General features: G+C 33.2%; 15 protein-coding genes. 12 read left to right on the plus strand and 3 right to left on the minus strand.

Features of this window, described 5'->3' with window-relative positions; genetic code table 11:
* Window positions 1-86 precede the first annotated feature (86 nt).
* Both ACFEL1_RS07045 and ACFEL1_RS07050 read right to left on the minus strand, forming a co-directional pair.
* Window positions 87-2,903, minus strand: a complete 2,817-nt coding sequence (locus tag ACFEL1_RS07045; protein WP_375330906.1) for a glycoside hydrolase TIM-barrel-like domain-containing protein — start codon at window positions 2,901-2,903, stop codon at window positions 87-89.
* A 132-nt stretch (window positions 2,904-3,035) separates the two neighbouring features.
* Window positions 3,036-3,257 carry a hypothetical protein gene (locus tag ACFEL1_RS07050; RefSeq protein WP_375330907.1) on the minus strand — a complete coding sequence of 74 codons (222 nt, stop codon included), beginning with the start codon at window positions 3,255-3,257 and terminating at the stop codon, window positions 3,036-3,038.
* Between the two features lie 319 nt (window positions 3,258-3,576).
* Here ACFEL1_RS07050 and ACFEL1_RS07055 point away from each other — a divergent pair, with 319 nt between their 5' ends.
* The 12 genes from ACFEL1_RS07055 (at window position 3,577) to ACFEL1_RS07110 (ending at window position 15,154) form a co-directional block, all read left to right on the plus strand.
* Entirely contained in the window at window positions 3,577-4,254 is a 678-nt protein-coding gene (locus tag ACFEL1_RS07055) for a hypothetical protein (RefSeq protein WP_375330908.1), read from the plus strand.
* A gap of 130 nt (window positions 4,255-4,384) precedes the next feature.
* Complete coding sequence (gene murC / locus ACFEL1_RS07060) at window positions 4,385-5,851, plus strand: UDP-N-acetylmuramate--L-alanine ligase (protein WP_342278813.1); 1,467 nt, start codon at window positions 4,385-4,387, stop codon at window positions 5,849-5,851.
* Window positions 5,852-6,148: 297 nt separating this feature from the next.
* Window positions 6,149-7,036, plus strand: a complete 888-nt coding sequence (gene murB, locus ACFEL1_RS07065) for a UDP-N-acetylmuramate dehydrogenase (RefSeq protein WP_375330909.1) — start codon at window positions 6,149-6,151, stop codon at window positions 7,034-7,036.
* Complete coding sequence (locus ACFEL1_RS07070; protein WP_375330910.1) at window positions 7,029-7,991, plus strand: D-alanine--D-alanine ligase; 963 nt, start codon at window positions 7,029-7,031, stop codon at window positions 7,989-7,991. Before murB ends, ACFEL1_RS07070 begins: the two co-directional genes overlap by 8 nt.
* Window positions 7,988-8,782 carry a cell division protein FtsQ/DivIB gene (locus ACFEL1_RS07075; protein WP_342278811.1) on the plus strand — a complete coding sequence of 265 codons (795 nt, stop codon included), beginning with the start codon at window positions 7,988-7,990 and terminating at the stop codon, window positions 8,780-8,782. Before ACFEL1_RS07070 ends, ACFEL1_RS07075 begins: the two co-directional genes overlap by 4 nt.
* A gap of 5 nt (window positions 8,783-8,787) precedes the next feature.
* On the plus strand, window positions 8,788-10,026 hold the full coding sequence (gene ftsA / locus ACFEL1_RS07080) for a cell division protein FtsA (protein WP_375330911.1): 1,239 nt from the start codon (window positions 8,788-8,790) through the stop codon (window positions 10,024-10,026).
* Between the two features lie 251 nt (window positions 10,027-10,277).
* Window positions 10,278-10,925: a dienelactone hydrolase family protein gene (locus ACFEL1_RS07085; RefSeq protein WP_341762099.1), complete on the plus strand. Its 648-nt coding sequence runs from the start codon at window positions 10,278-10,280 to the stop codon at window positions 10,923-10,925.
* A gap of 101 nt (window positions 10,926-11,026) precedes the next feature.
* Entirely contained in the window at window positions 11,027-12,415 is a 1,389-nt protein-coding gene (gene ubiB, locus ACFEL1_RS07090) for a 2-polyprenylphenol 6-hydroxylase (RefSeq protein WP_375330912.1), read from the plus strand.
* Entirely contained in the window at window positions 12,412-13,203 is a 792-nt protein-coding gene (gene xth / locus ACFEL1_RS07095; RefSeq protein WP_342278808.1) for an exodeoxyribonuclease III, read from the plus strand. The genes ubiB and xth overlap by 4 nt, the downstream gene beginning before the upstream one ends.
* Window positions 13,204-13,378: 175 nt before the next feature.
* Complete coding sequence (locus ACFEL1_RS07100; protein WP_375330913.1) at window positions 13,379-14,095, plus strand: hypothetical protein; 717 nt, start codon at window positions 13,379-13,381, stop codon at window positions 14,093-14,095.
* 371 nt (window positions 14,096-14,466) lie between these two features.
* Window positions 14,467-14,760, plus strand: coding sequence for a nucleotidyltransferase domain-containing protein (locus ACFEL1_RS07105; protein ID WP_341747307.1), 294 nt, complete (start codon window positions 14,467-14,469; stop codon window positions 14,758-14,760).
* On the plus strand, window positions 14,747-15,154 hold the full coding sequence (locus tag ACFEL1_RS07110; protein ID WP_342278805.1) for an HI0074 family nucleotidyltransferase substrate-binding subunit: 408 nt from the start codon (window positions 14,747-14,749) through the stop codon (window positions 15,152-15,154). The genes ACFEL1_RS07105 and ACFEL1_RS07110 overlap by 14 nt, the downstream gene beginning before the upstream one ends.
* Before the next feature lie 469 nt (window positions 15,155-15,623).
* Here ACFEL1_RS07110 and ACFEL1_RS07115 read toward each other — a convergent pair whose 3' ends face one another.
* A complete protein-coding gene (locus tag ACFEL1_RS07115) occupies window positions 15,624-17,126 on the minus strand; it encodes a peptide MFS transporter (protein ID WP_375330914.1) in 1,503 nt (500 codons plus the stop codon).
* Window positions 17,127-17,326 lie beyond the last annotated feature (200 nt).

Here is a 17,326-nt window from a genome sequence, read left to right on the forward strand (position 1 = left end):
CGCTCTTAAGTTGACGCCTATGCACAATAACGAACAGCAGCCATTTTAATAGTGGTTATATAAAAAAGGGTACTATAAGCAGCTATTCACTTGAATATATAACTCTCAACTTCATCAATAATTCCATGAATTTCAGCTGTTAGGCGAAATAATCTCATGGAGATAATTCTAATCTGATATTGATAATTCCGATAATATAATATGATAAAATCCCCCGGTTGATATTTGATAAAATTTGCTGGCATGATAAATCTTAAAATTTTAGTTTCAGTAGCGGCATTTTTTAGGATTAACTGTCCTAATCTTTCGGCTTCAAGATAAGATAGTATAATAGGTAGTTTTAAGTTAGGAATAGCTCTATGTGAAAGATTCTCACTATTTATTTGGCAGAAGCTATTATTATAATCATCATACCGGTCGATAAAGTTTAGTGCTAGTTTACTAATAATGCTAGTTTTAGAAATTTCTATTTGTTCTAAATAACTATTGCTTGATAGTTTAACCAATATTTTGGGACTAATATTACTAGGGGTAGAATATCCACGTTTGGTGAACTTAATTTGTTCCTGATAAGCTATGATATCAAAGAAATATATAATCCGCAAAAGGTTAATAACATCAATACAAGACAAAGCTTTATTTAATACCAACCCTTCTACAGCTTCATCGAGAGTTGATATATCGATGTTCTTTAATGGAATACCGCATTTATAAGACAATTCGAGAATTATTGCCGCTAAACTACAAGCCCCAAACTTATTATTAACCCAATGCCCTTTTGCCCATAAGTTACCATCTCGCCAAATATTACTATGTGGCCAAGCTGGGTAAGGCCTGGCATCCCAAGTCCATAAAAACATTTGTTCGATATATTCTTGCGTTTGCCAATATTCAATAAAACTTCGGATAGCTTTACGCTGAATAGAAAAATCAACTTCGCCAGTAGAATATCTCGGTACTCCACCATCACTACATAAAGGATCAAAGAATATATTAGGTTGATTAGTTGCTTTATCAATGGAAGGAAAGCCAAATTCCGTAAACCAAATTTTTTTCATTCTTGGTTGCCATTCTGTTGTAACACCATCAGGATTACGATGATAATTCTCCCACCAATGTCTTAAATTCTTCCAAGCATAATCGGCAGCTAACTGATGCCTGCCACCATTTTCATCTATAAAGTAATCATATCCTTCACCTGATTGCCAGCCTTTCATGATTTCTTCTGGTAAAATTCCTGAATTTATGCTTCTCGTTACAGGAAAGTAAGCATCAATACCTACAAAATCTATATATTCTGAGGCAAATAATTTGTCTAAATTATACCATCCATCTTGTGTGTGATGATACTCTGACCAATCTGCTGCATAAGTAACAAGTACATTATTACCCACGATTTCTTTGACTAATTTTGCTAATTTTATCAATTGGGTAACAGCGGGAAAATTATTATGTTGATCCTTGACACTAGTTAAACCTATTAGTTCAGAACCGATTACGAAACCATCAATATGATCTTTAACCAATTTAGCATAATGTAGGATAAAATTATTATAACCCTCATCTTTATTGAAAAAATCTACTATTGAATTTACGCAGCCTGTTAAATGACCACGCCATGGCTTTTGCCAAACATCCAAAAAAAACATTGGATAAAACATAACTTTAAAGTTTCTACGTTTTAATTCCTGTAAGTAACGGATTAAGCTAGCATCATTGACGCTGCCGCCATATTTAGGGAAATCATCTGCATCTCGTGATACTAGCCTTGCCGTATCACGTAAATATTTCCCAACTTGCCATTGTTCTGAATATTCTGTATTTGGATCATTAAATTCCACAGCAGGTTTAATAGTACAACTTGCAATATCCAAACTATCGCCAAACCAACATACAACTGGTGCAACCCATTTGATGTTAGGGCATATAATTTTCATTTGATTTAGACTATAAAGACTATTAGCAATATTACGGTAATTATTTGAATTTATTGGTTTTTTACTAATGATACCGCCTAAAGAGTTTAGTATAGTTTTGTATTGTACTATAGTGTCGTAAACAAATTCTCCAGATCCTGGGATTATGTCAACAGCCTCAACTAAATCTTCTACACTCCGAAACTGTATCTGAGAGGTAATTTTGTTGTCAAAATCAAGCTCAAAATCCTCACATACGCTAAAGTATGCTCCGGTTTTTTGCTTGATTTTTCCTAAAAATTCCTCTCTCATATACAGTTTCGCAATAGAGCTATTATCGTCTTCAACGTCACCGGGAATATTAGCCTTCCTAGTTACTTCAAAGGAGAAATTAGGCACTGAATTATTAAAATCAGCTAAGGGTAGGTCTTCAAATACAGCATAACTTAATCCACGAAATGCTGGTGCTTGACCTTGAGCTTCAGTTGCAGCAATTAAAGGATCGGGTAATTGCTCTTCTGACCCTAAATAAAGCCTGAATTTATATTGTTCAAGATTGAGTAACTGATCATTAACCCATACTCTAGCAATCTCAGCTATTTCGCCTTCACATAAGCTAATTGCAAAGGATAAATAATATTCACATTCCGTTACATTATGGATAGAAGCAGTTTCGGCAGTAGCTGATAAACCTCGTTGTGTAACACTGGTAACTTGTACTTCCTTAATTTGACTTGCCCAAATTATTTTACCATTGACCCTTGCCGTACCAAAAACTAAGGTTATTGGATGTCCATATACAGCTTTTGATAAGGAAAAACTTTCTCTAATATTTTTAAAATGGTAATACTCCTCAGGTTCATAATTTAAATGTTCTAAGTAATCACCGAGTGTCCTACCGGCAAATCGCCCAATAGTGGATAATATACCGCCACCAAAAACACCACCAATGCTACCTCCTATGTTACCTAAAATCTGACCAAACATATTAATACCTTATATTTATAGTTAATATAAGATATTATATCATGTAATATAGTTGCACTAAGTGTGGGTGGATATTTTTTTTAGCAATAGTCATATTTGTTTTCATAATGGGTTTCTATAATTTTATATTCCCTAATTGTGGTCGTTATTGTGGTCGTTCGTGTGTCCCTGTAAATCGACAAGGGAAGTGTAAAACGTTGAGTTAGCAACACTATAAGGCAAGGAGAAGGGCGGGGGAGAAACTGAATCATCAGAAACTGTATCAAGATTAACAGCAGGATTAACAGCAAGATTATCATCCTCTACTTTTGATGATTTACTAAAGTAGCTATTAGATGGAAGACTATCAGTCATAAATTTATGCTCATTATTATTAATTAAAGATATAATCTAATAAATGTTAATTAATACAAACTAAATATTACAAAATTATTAAATTATAGTAATTAACTCTTACTAGACGAACATATATACGCATACTTGACCTTTTTGTAAAGCACCGGGTAATTGAATCATCATGTAGAGTTGTCAACTTTTATTGACTTCCATTACGGATGCTCAGGTTAATTAGAAAGATTATTACTTTATTAATTGTAAAAATTTATCTAAGGTACTTAGTGTTTAATTATTTTATGTTATTATAATAAAATAATATAAATAGGGAGGTATAACTATGAGTAAATACGTAATGTTTTGTGGTATGAGTTTTGCTGGAAAAAACGAATATAGACAAATGTCTGTAGATTATCTTATGCAAAAAAGAAACGTTAAAGAAGAACTTATCTCGATTGTAGATGATCCAAAAAGTACTGAGTTTGGAAAGAAAATTGTTCAATTTGATAGAGTAGAAGATAAAATTAACAATACAGTAAGTGGAGCATTATATATAACTGCAAGCTGTAATATCTATGATAATCTAATTAGTAGTGCTTTAGAAAATCATCAGTACATATTTTGTAAAGGAGGGTTTCCAGAAGTAATTGGATACCAAGGTGCTGTTTGTGGAGATCAAGGATTTAGTTGGGAGATGCTAAAAAGACATTATACAGATCAGGTACAAACTACTCATAAGACCGTACAATTTCCTGATATAATATTTATTTGTGTTAATTCTTTTACTAGATCACAAATAATAGCTAAATGTAGTAATAGTAAAAGTTGGGAGGCAAAAATGACTGTAGAGGAGTACGATCATTATTCTAATAAAATGAGAGCGACTTATGAAATTATGGCAGCAGATCACGAATTTACAGCAAAAACAAAAGTATTGTTTATTGATCCTACGGATTGCACACTTGCTAAAACTTGGGAATCACAAATAAAACCTGAAATAGATCAGCTAATGGGTTAGGTCACAGAGGTCTGTGATTATTGTTAGTGAGTATACTCAAATCAATCGAAATATTTTTTCTTAAAAGCTTGACCTTTGGTTAAAAACTGATTATGCAAGAGATAAACAACTATAACTATTATTATATAAAATGTTTTTATTAGAATTAAAAAAAATAAACGGAACTCTTGATACGATGCATTTTATAGGTATCGGAGGAATCGGTATGAGTGGCATTGCCGAAATACTCCATAATCTTGGATATAAAGTACAAGGTTCTGATATAGTAGAAAATTATAATACCAAAAGACTAGAAACTAATGGTATTAAGGTTTTCCTTGGTCATCAAGGACAAAATGTCACTAATGTTTCATATGTAGTAGTATCATCAGCTATAAATAAAGATAACCCTGAAATTCAGGAAGCCTTACATAGAAAGATACCAATAATTAGGCGGGCTGAAATGCTGGCTGAATTAATGAGGCTAAAATGCTCTGTAGCAATTTCTGGCTCACATGGCAAGACTACTACAACATCACTTGTTGCTTGTTTATTTGAAGCTGCCGGGCTTTGTCCGACTTTAATTAATGGTGGTATTGTTAATAGTAAATCTACTAATGCCTATCTTGGGTCTGGGAATTATCTGATAGCTGAAGCCGATGAGTCTGATGCAACTTTTATTCGTGTGCCATCAACGATTGCGGCAATAACTAATATTGATCCTGAGCATCTAGATTTTTACCATGATTTTGATAGTTTAATTCAAGCTTTTAGGAGCTTTATAACTAATTTACCATTTTATGGCTTTGCAGTTGCTTGTATTGATCATAAAGTTGTTAGAAATTTAGTAAGTAGCATCTTTGAGCGTAAAATTATAACTTATGGCATAGACTCAAATGATGCTCACATACAAGCCTTTAATTTGAATTTCGATATTACATCATCGACTTTTGATGTGCGAATTAACCTACCTAACGTAAATGGTGTAACAATTATAGAGCAAATTACCTTACCTACCCCAGGGAGACATAATATCCTTAATGCTCTTGCTGCTATAGCGATAGCTGTGGAACTTGATTTTGGTATTAAAATCATTAAAAATGGATTTAATAGTTTCAAAGGGATCAAACGCAGATTTACTAAGGTAGCCGAATATAACAGTGCTACCATAATTGATGATTATGCTCACCATCCAGAGGAAGTAAAAGCTACACTTGCTACAGCAAGAAACATTGCTAACAAGCAAAATAGTAAGATTATAGCAATCTTCCAACCACATAGGTACACAAGGGTTAAATATTTGTTTGATGATTTTTTGACTTGTTTTGTTGATGCTGACCAGGTGTATATCACGGATATATATGCTGGTGGTGAACAGCCAATAGATGGTATAACAGGAAAAAGTATAGTGGATGAAATCAACAATACTAAATCTCATCCAATGGCAGCCTTTATCGAGGATCACAAAGATATAGCTAAAATTATTATTAGTGAAGCTATGCCAAATGATATAATAGTAATGATGGGTGCTGGGAGCATTTCTGCTTGGGCCAATGATTTGCATCAGCAATTTACGCGAGAACGTCATTGCGAGGAGCCGCGAAGCTCGAACGCATAGGCGTCAACTTAAGAGCGTAATGATTGAACATGTATAAACAAATTAAACACAGCCGTCATCGCGAGGCATCGTTAGATGCCGTGGCGATCCAGATAAACAGCGAAGCTGTTTTTTAGAGTAACGCTTCGCGTATCTTAGATTGCCGCGTCGCCGCTTGCAGCGGCTTCTCGCAATGACGCTTAGGTTTGATTTACTTATACATGTTCAATCATTACGCTCTTAAGTTGACACCTATGTGCTATGATGATTATAGAAAAATGTAGAGTACTATGGTATTAAGGGAGATATTTTATAATTATGGAATTACCTAAGACTGTTGGTGAATATAGAAATAATTACAATTTAAGTCATCTAACTTGGTTTAAAGTTGGTGGACCAGCTGAAGTCTTGTTTAAACCATTAGATGTACAAGATTTAGCAAATTTTGTATCACAAAACCAACAACAGAGGCCAATAACTGTTTTAGGGGCTGGATCAAATATTATCATTAGAGATGTTGGTATAGATGGAGTTGTAGTAAAACTTGGTCAAAATTTTACTAATATAGGATTTCAAGGCGATAACAAATTGTCAGTGGGAGCTGGTTGCCTGAACTATAATTTGGCAAAATTCTGTCAAAGTCAAGCAATTACCGGGTTTGAGTTTTTGGTTGGTATACCGGGTACTATAGGTGGTGGAGTGGTTATGAACGCTGGGGCGTATGGTTCAGAGTTTAAAGATATCATCATAGCAATTGAAGCAATAGATTCTAGAGGAAATTTTATCCTAATCCCTAACGAAAAGATAGGTTTTAAGTATCGTGGTAATAATTTACCAAAAGATTTGATTATAACTAGGGCTATCTTTAAGGCAACTATTGGGGAGCGAGAGATGATCCTAGCAAAAATGGATGAAATAAATAAAAATAGGCTAGCAACCCAGCCGATTAAAGAACGGACGAGCGGCAGTACATTTGCTAATCTAGAAAATCATAAAGCATGGCAACTAATTGACAAGGCTGGTATGAGAGGATACAGAATTGGTGGGGCTTCTATGTCGCAACTACATTGTAATTTTATGATAAATCATGGTAATAGCTCTGCTCGTGATTTAGAAGATCTAGGTGATCTCGTTAAAAAGAATGTATTTGAAGATAGTGGAATTAGTCTAGAATGGGAGATTAAACGAATAGGAAAATATGCATAAATATCATACTAGCTTTATTGCGAATTCTAAGGTTACCATATTGAGTAATAAAGGGAAAAAGCACGTGGCACTAATAGGTGGCGGTATGTCGGCTGAACGAGAAATTTCTTTAGTATCATCTTCTGCAGTTAATAAAGCTTTGGTAGATAGTGGATATAAAGTTACTTTTATCGATATGGGAGTAGATATTGCATCAGTACTTTTGCAGGCAAAACCTGATGTAGTTTTTAATTGTTTACATGGCACTTATGGTGAAGATGGTTGTCTTCCTGGCTTACTAAATATCCTACGGATTCCTTATACTCACAGTGGCGTTCTTGCTTCTTCTTTAGCATTTAGTAAAACACATGCAAAAGTATGGTTTGTTACCAATGATATTAAGATAGCCAAGAATATTGTAGTTAATAAATCTGATAATATTACCAACGACCCTATGCCAAGACCGTATGTTATAAAACCTATTACACAGGGATCAAGTATTGGTGTTGAGGTGATATTTGTTGAGGATGATTTTAACTTTGCTGATTATGCTTTTCCTTATGGTGAGGTAATGATTGAGGAATATATTAAGGGGAGAGAAATGCAGGTTGCCGTTTTAGACGGCAAGGCCTTAGGGGTATTGGAAATAAAACTCCTAAAACGGCGGTTTTATGATTATGATACTAAGTACACAGAAGGGTTAGCACAGCATTTATGCCCAGCTCCATTACCACAGAATATGTATAATAAGTTACTAGAAGAGTCTGAAAGAATATATAAAATCATGCATTGCCGAGGTGCAATTAGAGCAGAGTTTATTTTGGATGAAAGCACAAATGAATTTTTTGCTCTAGAAATTAACACTCATCCTGGTATGACCCCTTTATCGATTATACCAGAAATAGCTGCCTTACAGGGGATGGATTTCCGCTCGCTAGTTGAAAGAATTTTAGAAACAGCAAGCATTGACCCATGAAAAAGAATAAGATGTTTAATAAGAAAAAAAAAGCTAATATACCGCTGCGACGAAAGATTGGAGTGGTGTATGTTAGGGTGGTATTGTTTATTAAAATTATCCTAGTAGTTTTTCTTTCTTTATTTTTCTTCACCAACTATTTTAGTTCTGTAAAACAAGAAATTGCCCAATATGTTTACGAATTCACTTCTGATATTGGTTTTAGACTTGAAAATGTTTTAATAGAAGGGCAATATAATACTCAGGAAGAAGATATATTGGCTACTTTAAATGCCGATAAGGGTACAGCTATTTTTTCTTTAGATTTGGATTCAATAAAAAGTAATTTAAGACGCAATCCTTGGATTAAAAATGTCTCAATTATTGAGAGAAGATTACCTAATACTCTTTACATAAGACTAATTGAGAGAATACCCATTGCTATTTGGCAGATTAACGGGCAAGTTTTTCTTATTGATCAAGAAGGATATAAAATTACCAATAATATAGGTAGTTTCTCTAATCTTTTGCATGTTGTGGGATCGGATGCTAATATTTATACTAGCAAATTAATTCAGGATTTAGCTAAACACCCTGAATTAGCTAAAAAAATTATCTCTTCTGTACGTTATGGAGGAAGACGTTGGGATTTAAATCTAGAACAAGGTATTACTGTTAAAATGCCGGACTTAAGGTTTGAACATGCTTTAGATTATCTTGCAGGATTGGATATGAAAAATATATTATTTAATCAGAACTATAAAATTATAGATTTACGAGATTCGACTAAAGTTTATATAGAAAAATATTAAAAATTATGAAAGCCAAATTGTCTAACTTTGTTACTCTTGACCTTGGCAGTAGTAAAATAGCTTGCATTGCGGCATATATTGACAAAAGAGAGGAAGCAAAAATAATAAGCCAAAATCTGTATTACTCAAAAGGCATTAAATCAGGAGTTATATTAGATTTAAAAGAGGCAGAAAATAGCATAGTCGGGGCGATTTATGCATTAGAAAAAGATTGCGGTAAAAACATAAAAAAAATAACTATATCACTAACAGGCTATGGCACTAAGTCTTATTACATAAATAATAAAATAAAACTTTCTAATCAGCCAATCTCACAGCAAGATATCAAAAAACTTATCAAAAAAGCCCTATTGGAGTTCAAGCTTAAAGACCAAGAAATTATTCATTATTTTCCTATAGAATTTATTCTTGACGATAATAATGCTATTGAAGATCCAGTTGGGATGTTTGGCAAAGAATTAGGGTGTGAATTACATATTATTACAGCAAATTCTAATATGCTAATGAATATTACCAATTGTTTTGCAAAATGTCATGTTGAAATAAATAATATTATATTAGCAATTTACGCTTCGGGAATTGCTTGTCTTTCAAAAGATGAAAAAACTCTTGGCTCTATTATAATTGATATGGGTGCTAGAACTACCTCATTTGGTGTATTCGTCTCAGGTAAATTACTATATACAAGCTACATAGATATAGGTAGCTTTCATATTACATCTGACATAGCAAAAGTCTTTTCAGTAAGCCTTGATATTGCAGAAAAACTTAAAATTCTTCATGGTAATGCTATGCCATCTTCTTTTGATAAAGATAGTGTTATTAGTTTAGAAGATTCTGAAATGGAGATTCCTGATAGCGGCAGACCAACAATTACTTCAAAATATCTTGCATCTGTCATTAATCCAAGAGTAGAAGAAATATTATTGATGGTTCAAGCAGAATATGACAAAGTTGTTGCAGGCAATATGATCGCTTATCGCATTGTTATTACCGGCGGTGGGGCAATGCTCCGAGGAGTAAAAGAACTGGCAAGCAAAATTTTTGAAAAACAAGTACGAATTGGTAAACCAGAGGTCTTACCAGGTTTTGCTGAAGATTATAATCCCCATATATACTCCACTTCTATAGGTATGGTAAAAAATCAATCTTTAAAAGTACAAAAAAATAATTTTAATATTAATGATAATAACGATACTAGTTGGTTTAAAAAATTTCTAATTTGGTTGAAGGAGAATATTTGAAAAGAAAATGCCTAATACTCGATAATCAAGCTTTTTAGAATTATTAAAAGATACGTCTATTAGCGAGGAGGCATGAGCCGACGAAGCAATCCACAAAAAATATAATAAGTAATTTGGATTGCAGTGTCGCCACTAAAGTGGCTTTTCGCAATGACGTTTAACTAAAAGTTGTATACATCTTACTAATTTTGTGTGCATCGTCTAGGTTAACGGGGTGTTACCCCTGTGGAAACTTTTTAAGAGCTTAAAAAATGATTAAAAATGAAATATTATCTTACCCAGAAGTAAAAAGTTTGAATGGTCAATGTAAAAAGCTTGTTGTATTGTTACATGGGCTTGGTTCAGATGGGCATGACTTAATAAGCTTAGTTCCCTTTATATCTAAGGAATTGCTAGATTGTCATTTTATTTCGCCGCATGGAGTTGAAAAATTTGATAATGCACCGTATGGTAGACAATGGTTTAGTCTAAATGATCGTACTCCTTATGTAATAGGGGAATTAGTTGCTAAAAATAGTAGTTTAGTTACAAAGATAATTCAAAAAAAACAAGCTGAACTAAATTTAACTAATAAAGATACTATCATAATTGGTTTTTCACAAGGCACTATGATGGGACTGTATTTAAATTTGGTACAAAAAGAGCCTTTTGCTTGTGTGGTAGGATTTTCTGGTAAATTAATCGCCCCATTAGAATGTATCAATAAAACTACGCCAGTTTGCGTAATACATGGCGAATTAGACGATGTGGTTGATGTAAGTAGCATGGACGAGATAATAGAATATTTACAGAAATATAATATTGATCATAGTAATTACAAGATACCAAATCTTATGCATTCTATTGATGATAGGGGACTACAATTTGCCGTCAAGTTTATAAATACTAAAGCACAGTAAATTGTAATACGACGTTTTTTTAAGTACTTAATCCCAAGGAATTTAGCAGATGTTTTACTGCTTAGGCAAGTAGCTTAAAACTTCAAATCATTTGAGTATATATGATTAGCTTATTATTGAATTTTTTATATATATTAAGAGTGGTAAGCAAGCAGCAAATACTGACTTATCCTGGTATAATAAGATTACCATCTAGGTTAAAAATTCTTGGCTGGGTGATAACCATAGTAGTTTATCCAATTGGTCTATTTAAAACACCAAAAGATGATTTTGCTATAAGGTTAACTGATTGTTTTAAAAAATTAGGTCCTGTTTATATAAAATTTGGCCAAACTCTTTCCACAAGACCGGATCTTATAGGAGTTAAGATTGCCAGTTATTTGCAGTCTCTTCAAGATAAGTTGCCACCTTTTAGTAGTAGTATAGCACGAAAGATTATTGATGAGTCTTTTGGTCAAAGTACCGATGAGTTATTCTCCGTCTTTGAGGATATACCAATTGCAGCAGCTTCTATTTCTCAAGTACACAGAGCTAAGTTGAAGTCTGGTGAATTCGTTGCAGTAAAAATATTACGTCCGAGAATTCATCATACATATAATAAGGATATTAAACTTTTATATATTCTTGCTAAACTAGTAGCAAGAATATTTATAAAATTTAAAAGACTGCAACCAGTAGCGGTAATAGATGTATTTAATACTACTATGAAATTTGAGCTTGACTTACGTTTAGAAGCGGCGGCAGCTTCAGAACTCTCTGATAATCTGCAAAATGATGTTGATATATATATTCCTAAAGTTTATTGGCAACTGACTCATGAATATATAATAACCACAGAATGGGTAGATGGAATATCAATTTATGCTCGAGATAAGCTTATAGAGCAGGGCTTAGATCTAACTAAAGTAGCCCAAAGATTTGCTACAATATTTTTTAACCAAGTATATAGAGATGGCTTCTTTCATGCAGATTTACACCCCGGCAATATTTTAGTTAGGTCGGATGGTAGCATAGTGTTACTAGATTTTGGTATTATGGGTAGGTTATCTGATAAAGATAGAATGGCAATTGCTGAAAGCCTATTTGGTTTTTTAAGTAGAAACTATAAGTTAGTAGCACTTGTCCATCTTAGGGCTGGTTATATTCCTCAGAATACCGATCTTGATCTTTTTGCTCAAGCGTGTAGAGCGGTGAGTGAACCGATTATGGGATATGTCGTCAAAGATATTTCTATAGGTAGGTTACTTGCACAATTATTTAAAATCACCGAAGATTTTGGCATGGAGGTACAACCACAATTGCTATTATTACAGAAAACTATAGTAGTAGTAGAAGGGGTAGGGCAGCAGCTTGATCCAGAAATTAACGTATGGCAGCTTATAGAACCATGGATCAAGAAATGGGCGGCTAAGAATCTTAGCCCAGAGGCAAAAATTCTTAGAATTTTAAAGCATGTTGTAGTGGAAATATTGGAGAGATTTAATAAATGAAAATAGTAACCTGGAATATTAATTCGGTACGTTTGCGACTTAGTTTGCTCAAAAAGCTAATTGATGAACATCAGCCTGATATTATATCACTGCAGGAGATTAAAACAATTAATGAACTATTCCCTTACCAAGCTATTAATTATATGGGCTACCAGCATATATATTGTTCAGGAGAGAAGTCTTATAATGGAGTAGCAATTTTATCAAAATTTCCTTTTACCAATAAATTCATTCTTGAATTGTATAATAGCAATAAAAGGCACGTAGCAGTAGAAGTTTTAGGTATTGAGATACATAATTTTTATGTACCGGCTGGTGGTGATATAGCTGATGTAAATGTTAATGAAAAATTTAAACATAAATTGGCATACGTAAAATTAATACAAGAATGGTTAACCAATAATCGGAGTAAAGATAGTAAGATTATTATAACGGGAGACCTAAATATTGCTCCTCATGAGCATGATGTATGGTCTAGCCGTCAATTACGTAATGTTGTTAGCCATACAGACATAGAGCGTTCAACTCTGTTGGAATTACAGGCTTCCTTAGGTTTTATCGATAGTAGCCGCTATTTCATACCGTATAATGAAAAATGTTATACTTGGTGGAGTTATAGAAATATAGACTGGCAAAAATCTAATAGGGGACGTAGATTAGATCATATTTGGACTAGTTCTAACTTACAAGATAAGATGCTATCTGTCAGCTCCTTATCAGAAGCTAGGAATTGGCTTATGCCCTCTGATCATGTACCTTATTTTTTAACATTGGGGAGTGTTGGGTAAAAGGTAAAACTGTTATGTTAAATTCGTGTTATTAATGATTAATAATTTAAAAATTGTTGACATGAGTCCATCTCTAATTATATTAGATATGTACAATTATTTTTGTTTAATATAAAAATTGCTTTTTACGTTTAAATTATAAAAAATATCTTAATTATGTAAATAAGAGGAAAATGTGCGTTTAAGTACACTAATAATGATATTATCTGTTTTTCTATTTTTAACAGGGTGTGTTGGAGATGGGGTTTTGATGCCGAAGGCTAATTTAGCCCAAGATATTACAGGTATCCAAGTAACATATATTTTACCACATGGGGTTGAACAAAATGCTGGGACAGTTAATGGACTAAGGTTCAAGCAATATAATTGTGGACCTGAGAGTAAAAGAGAAAGGTTACATATTAATTCTAAACATAATGGTTTGTTAATAGAAAGAAGGACTGACAATGGGGTGGCAGGTTCTGGTGTGATTTACAATGTTGACGTAAATACTATATCTAAGCCTGATAGCACATGGGTTATACTAACGCCTAAGACTCAAGAAACATACCAACAGGGTGTAGTTTTGCCATTTCCTGTGCCTGATTTTGATATAGAATCTTATTTATCAAGTGCTGTATTCGATTATGTATTTGAACTCAATTCAGAATATAATGGTGATTCAATAAAAGCAAACTTTGATCGCCTGTTAGGTAAAGATAGCACTAATTACAGATTAAACCTTAATGATGAGCAATTTGACATTTCTATAAAAATATATCCTTACAGAAATGGAACAAAAGTTGTTGCCGATATTACGATATATAATCAAAAAACAAAAAATGGAGTGATTAATATGATTCAAAAAATAGAAAGAGTCAAAGAAGAAATACGCAGAATAGTTAATTCTTAAGCAAGGTTAAGTAAATAATCTTAGGTATAGCTAACACGTTTAAGGCAGGTGATAGCCTTGGTGTCATTCCCGCGTAGGTAGCGGAATCTAAATATGATCTTACGATGTCATCCCTGCGTAGGTAGATATCTAAAATAACTTAACACACCTATCTTGGTCATTTTTTAGATTCCTGCATACGTAGGAGTGATATAAACCCTCGCAGGGATGACATCGCTTTCTAGCTAAGCAAGATTAACATATACCTAAAACCTTTTCGGGTTAGCTATAATATAATTTTAAAATTGTGAAGATAACTTTATTGCAATCTGATCTTACCTCTTTATTATTTTAAAAAGTTATTAAAATAATAGAAGGTATGGAATTAATAAATGAAAGTTCAGGATTATAAATTTTATAATGATTTAATATCACAGATTGTGGTTGAGGAAGTTTGGTTATTTGGTTCTAGGGCAAGGAACGATAATCAGGATAGAGCAGATATTGATTTAGCTATAGTATGTCATAATGCTACTACTAAGGATTGGTTGAAATTACAAGAAATTGTTGATAATGCTGATACACTCTTAAAAATAGATTGTATAAGGCTTGACGAATTAGAGGATTCATCAGACTTAAAATTATCTATAATACGAGAAGGGGTAAAATTATATGAAAGATCCTAAAATAGAGTTAGGTTTTTCAAAGCTAAGTAGAGCTTTAATATCTTTAGAAGATATTGTATTTAAGCCCGTGCTAGAAGATCGAAGTAATATAGATGCTACCATTCAAAGATTTGAGTTTACAATAGAACTATTTTGGAAATTATTAAGGGTAATTCTTGAAAGCAAAGGAGTAGAAGTGCAATATCCTAAAGATGTTTTAAGAGAAGCATTTAAAGGACATCTGATTGATCATGAACAAGAGTGGTTAAAAATGCTGCTAGATAGAAATATTACCTCTCATACTTATGATGAGCAGCTAGCGGATAAAATTTATAATAATATTAGAACTTACATTCCCACATTAAGAAGTACATTTGATAAGTTGAACTTTCTTAATCACTCACCTTACGCATAATCCCCATGGCAATTTAAAAGTTATAGGAAAAACAGCCTAGCGTCATTGCGAGGAGGCATAAGCCGATGAAACAATCCATTTTTGGTTACTTTTATGGATTATTTCGTCGACCTACGGTCTTTTCGCTAATAGACATTGACCGCATACAACTTTTAAACTGCCCTGCCTAAAACCGCTTCCTCTTCGAACTTTCGACAGTTGTGGATCGTAGGTAGCCACGTACTAAATGTACGCCTAGCACCTCGACCCTTCGACTCCTGCTATACTGCTCGTAAATGAAGAGTTGGTAGACGATAGTATAACTTCAAGAAGAGCTAGGAGTGTCAAAGTCGAGCTGCTAGGCGTACATTAGTACGTGAGCAGCGGATATCTTTGGTCGCGGGAACGCCAATTCTTGAAGTTCACCGAGTATACTATCATGATTTTGATTCTATCGTCTATCAACTCTTCATTTACAAGCAGTATACCATTACTTACGTTGGCGTTTTTGGTCTACTTTTTCTGTACTCGTCTGTGCTATAACTTTATTTACAAACAGATAGCAAGGTAAAAACAAGAGTGCTAACCCTAAGTTAAACGTTGCTATCTTTAAGAATCCTTCTTTATATATCTCTAAGGACTCTAGACAATCTACTTCCCCATTTATGGAAGGGATTGACATGAACTTCGATATTAGAATTCCTGCTAAATTAGCAAATGCTGCAAATAACATTATTATACCCATTACCAAACCTTTTAAGTGTTTAGGTGCAAGTAAAGTTGCTTGTTCTTGTATTAATGGTCCTATACATAGTTCTCCAAGCCCTATAAATGCTATACCACCTACTAAGTATAGGAATCCTATCTTTCCTTCTATATTTGCATTTAAACATCCTATATATAATATAAAAAAGCATATAGCCATGGTAGAAATACCAAAAGCAAATATAGGAGTGGCATATTTTTTATCAAATTTCATATATGCCCCTAATAGAGAACCAAATATTATAATTGAAAAAGGGTTTACTGCCTGAAAAGCAGCAGGTGGAATTGTTAAACCCAATATTTCATTTACAACATTTCTTTGAGTAAATAAGTTGACTAGCGAGCCAAGTTGCATTTCTAATGCAAAAAAACACATGAAAAATGTAATTAGTATTAATAATACTGTTAATCTTTTTCTTTGTAGTGGCGATGATTTTACTATTATGTAAATAAATATACCTAAAATTAGAATACCACACAAAGCAAGTATATTAGCAAAGAATTCACTTGATATAAGCATTCTAGCAACTACAAGAGCAAAAAGAAGGCTAGCTATCATTAATATAGTAAAAATATTTAACCCTAGTATTTTCTTATTCATCAGTTTTGGTCGTGGGGAAATACCATTATCTCCTAACAAATGTTGAAATTTGATAAAAATAGTAAGTCCTAAGATCATACCACCCCCAGCTATACCAAAACCATAGTGCCAACCATATAAATAAGCTATATAACTACATAATATGGATGCCATGAATGATCCTAGATTTATACCTACATAAAATAAAGTAAATCCTCTACTTCGTTCGGGGTCATCTTCCTTGTAACATGAACCTAACAAATTAGTTATATTTCCTTTAAACATACCAGTACCTACAGCAATTAACGCAAGACCTATATATATCAGCTCAGACTCCAATTCAACTAAAGTTAAGGACAGGTGACCAATACTGATAATAATACCGCCAAGTAGTACCATATTACGAAATCCTGTTAATTTGTCAGCGAGGAAGCCGCCAAGCACAGGACCTGCATAACCAATCGCTGCAAATAATGAATAGATGGCATAAGCTTTTGCATCTTCATATCCCAAACGGGAAGTCAAAAAAAGCACTAAAAGAGATCTCATTCCATAGTAGCTAAATCTCTCCCACATTTCAACAAAAAATAGCATTGTTAAAAATTTGGGAAACCTCGTTGAATTTGGTACATTTGAAATTGCACTCATAAAACACCTAAATATAATGTTAAAATTTGAATGTTATATGGAAGTAGGTCATTCTAAGGCTAAGCCAAAGAACTTACTAAAACTTAATAAGATTCTTTAGCAGGCACGTCAAAAGACAGCACTTTTCAATAACATTTTTTAAAATTTCACATAAATTAAGCGAAAAAACAAAAAATCGCGGTTAAATTATGTGTTGTTCA

It is taken from the genome of Candidatus Tisiphia endosymbiont of Oplodontha viridula, assembly GCF_964264865.1.
Lineage (GTDB): Bacteria > Pseudomonadota > Alphaproteobacteria > Rickettsiales > Rickettsiaceae > Tisiphia.